The sequence below is a fragment of the Tabrizicola sp. genome, from assembly GCF_031377265.1.
In the GTDB taxonomy this organism is placed as follows: Bacteria; Pseudomonadota; Alphaproteobacteria; order Rhodobacterales; family Rhodobacteraceae; genus JAUYQR01.
In genome coordinates this window covers 1-3,295 of the sequence record NZ_JANMET010000034.1, presented here as the reverse complement: position 1 = coordinate 3,295, position 3,295 = coordinate 1, and the positions used below count along the sequence as shown (strand labels likewise).

Below are 3,295 nucleotides of genomic sequence, written 5' to 3'. Positions count from 1 at the left end.
CGGCATGGGGTTGGGGGCCGTGGGCCTGGTGTTCTTCCCGATCTACCTCGTCACCGGCCAACCCCCGATGGGTCTGGCTTCCGACATCCTCTTTGTCGGCTCCTGGGTCATGGCCATCGTCATCGGCGAAGTGATCGTCCGCTACTCCTCCCGTTCAACCCCCCGGGTTCCCGCATGAAAATCGCAAGCTACACCGCCTATGGCGGCCCCGAAACCATTGCCCTGACCAAAGCCCCGATCCCGACCCCAAGGCCGGGCGAGGTTTTGATCCGCGTCCGCGCCGCCCCTGTCACGGCAGGCGACGCGCGCCTGCGCTCAGGCAAAGTGCCGCGCGGTCTGGGCCTGATGTTGCGGCTGGCTATCGGCCTGCGCCGACCCCGCGTTGCCCCCGGCTGGGCCTTCGCCGGCGAGGTCGCCGACCCCGGCACCTCGGCCTTCACCAAAGGCCAAAGGGTCTTTGGCCTGACCGGCTTCAAGGGCGGCGCGCATCGCGAGTACCTGGTGATCAAGGCCAGCGGCACCCTTTTGCCCCTGCCCGACAGCCTGTCCTTCGAACAGGGTGCCGCCTTCTTCTTCGGCGGGCTCACGGCCGCCGAGTTCCTGATCGACCGGGCGAAACTTGCCCCCGGTGAGCGTCTTCTGGTTGCGGGCGCAACCGGCGCCGTGGGTGGGGCCGCCCTGCAGATTGGCCGTCACCTTGGCGCGCAAATGGCGGCGACCGCGTCACCGGCGAACCACGCGCTCGCTCGCAGCCTTGGCGCGGCCGAGGTGACCGACTACCGCAAGGGAACGCCCCCCGGCCCCTTCGACGTGATCGTGGATGTCATGGGCTCGCTGGGCTGGCCGGGAGCACGCTCCCTGCTCGCCCCCGGCGGCAGGTTGGTCCTGATCACCGCCGATCTGGCACAGATGCTCGGCTCTGCCCTGCGCCCCCGGCGCGAGGGGCGGCACTTCATGACCGGGACCAACAAGGACGACCTGCCCGCGATGCAGCGCCTGTTGGCCCTGCATCAGGCCGGGGGGTATACGCCAGTGGTAGGCCCGGTCCTGCCGTTCGCAGAACTGGTCAAGGCGCATGCCATTGCCGAAAGCTTTCACAAGCCCGGCAACCTCGTCGTGGTGATGTAGACCGGCAGGGCTGCTGGGATTTCTTAACACAGCGCAACGCCCGAACCACCCTCGCCCAAAAGACAGGGGTGGCTTCTTTGCTTGATATCTATCGCAAATCGTGGCGCTATTTCTTCGCGTCCTTGCCCGCCCTCGTGCTTTTCGCCGCAGTTATCGAAACATGTATTTGGTACCTGCAGCCCAAATCGGAAAGCTCAGTAACCTTCATCGCTCTGGCCATCCTCGCCTACTTCTTTCACCGCCACTTCCTGTTTGGCGAGGCTTTCAGTCTCACCCGCCAAAAACCCGACGCGGGCGCGCCACCAATGAAGTTCGGCTGGTTCATTCTTTTGTCCGGGGCGTTGATATTGGTTCCCTTTGGACTGGCGCTGATCCTCGCGCTTCAGATCATGCCCGGTGGCAGCCCGGCGCCTCGCATCATCGGCGCGATGCTCCTGTTGGCCATGCCACTCTACCTCATTGCACTCAGCTTTTTTGGCACGACACTTCCCGCCCTCGTCGTGCGCGACGGCAGCTACCGGGTGTCACAAGGCCTGCGCTCCGGCTTTCAGACGCTGTGGCGGCTGCTTATCGGCCCGGCTCTGTTCGGCGCGGTGTTGATCGCGCTGCTTTACAAGGTCGGCGCAGTTCTGGACAACGCCGGCATGCAGGGGGACAGCGCAGCAACCCTTGCTTGGTTCATCCTGATCCGCACGCTGGGCTTCTTCACCACCATCCTCGCCGTCGCCGTCCTGTGCGAAATGTACCGCAGGACACTGCCTGCAGCGCTGGGTCCAATCGTTAAAAGTTAGTAAAGACGTCTATTCTAAGCCATTGATATTATTGATGTGACAGTGATGTCCACGCGTGGACATCACGATCATCACACCCCCGAACATCACACCCCCGAATAAATCTCCGCCACCCGCGCCACCGCCGCCTCGGGGGGCATTTCCTCGCTGACCCCCGTCCGCCGCGAGGTCAGTTCGACCACCCCATTCGCCAGCCCCCGCGGCCCCACCGTGATCCTCCACGGCAGGCCGATCAGATCCATCGTGGCAAACTTTGCCCCGGCCCGCTCGTCCCGGTCATCATACAGCGCCTCCAGCCCCTTGGCCGCCAGCGCCTTGTACAGCCCCTCGCAGGCCGCATCCGCCGCCGCATCCCCCTGCTTCAGGTTGACGATCCCCACCGGGAACGGCGTCACGCCTTCGGGCCAGATGATCCCCTTGTCGTCGTGGCTCGCCTCGATGATCGCGCCCAGCAGGCGCGACACGCCGATCCCGTGCGATCCCATTTCAACCGGCACTTTTGATCCGTCTGCAGTGATGACCGTGGCCCCCATTGCCTCGGAATACTTGGTGCCGAAGTAAAAGATCTGCCCCACCTCGATCCCCCGCGCCACCTTGCGGCGCGCCTCGGGGATCGCATCGAACAGGGCCGGGTCATGGGTCTCGTCGGTGCGGGCGTACAGCGTGGTGAACTCCTTGCAGACCGCTGCCACTGCGTCACGATTGTCGTAGTCGACCTCGCGGTTGCCCAGCTTCAACTCGGTCACGGCACTGTCGAAGAACACCTCGGACTCGCCGGTGGAAGCCAGGACCAGAAACTCGTGCGTGTCGTCGCCGCCGATTGGGCCGCTGTCCGCCCGCATCGGGATCGCGGTCAGACCCATCCGTTCGTAGGTGCGCAAGTAGCTGACCATGTGGCGGTTGTAGGCGTGCAGGGCGGCGGCCTTGTCGACGTCGAAATTGTAGCCGTCCTTCATCAGGAACTCGCGCCCGCGCATCACCCCGAAGCGGGGGCGCATCTCGTCACGGAACTTCCACTGGATGTGATAAAGGGTCAGCGGCAGGTCCTTGTAGCTGGACACATGGGCGCGGAAGATGTCGGTGATCATCTCTTCGTTGGTGGGGCCGTACAGCATCTCGCGGTCCTGCCGGTCCTTGATGCGCAGCATTTCCTGGCCGTAGTCGTCATAGCGGCCTGACTCGCGCCACAGGTCGGCGGGCTGCAGCGTGGGCATCAGAAGGGGGATGTGCCCGGCGCGCTGCTGTTCCTCGTTCACGATCTGCTCGATCCGGCGCAGGACGCGCAGGCCAAGCGGCAGCCAGGAATAGATCCCTGCCGCCTGCTGCTTGATCATCCCGGCGCGCAGCATGTAGCGGTGCGAGACGATCTGGGCCTC

Annotated in this window: 3 protein-coding genes; 2 read left to right on the top strand and 1 reads right to left on the bottom strand. The window is 64.6% G+C overall.

The window, feature by feature from the left end; all coding sequences use genetic code 11:
- Positions 1-174 precede the first annotated feature (174 nt).
- Positions 175-1,128 (top strand): NADP-dependent oxidoreductase, encoded by a 954-nt coding sequence (locus tag RMO18_RS01985; RefSeq protein ID WP_309663646.1) that lies wholly within the window; start codon positions 175-177, stop codon positions 1,126-1,128.
- A 77-nt stretch (positions 1,129-1,205) separates the two neighbouring features.
- Entirely contained in the window at positions 1,206-1,919 is a 714-nt protein-coding gene (locus RMO18_RS01980; RefSeq protein ID WP_309663645.1) for a hypothetical protein, read from the top strand.
- Positions 1,920-2,005: 86 nt separating this feature from the next.
- Here RMO18_RS01980 and proS read toward each other — a convergent pair.
- Positions 2,006-3,295: proline--tRNA ligase (proS, locus tag RMO18_RS01975; RefSeq protein WP_309663644.1), on the bottom strand; the 1,290-nt coding region annotated here is incomplete at its 5' end.

Excerpts from the sequence above, each read along its gene's own strand:
- RMO18_RS01985 (WP_309663646.1), top strand. The coding sequence starts at position 175 with ATGAAAATCGCAAGCTACACCGCCTATGGCGGCCCCGAAACCATTGCC.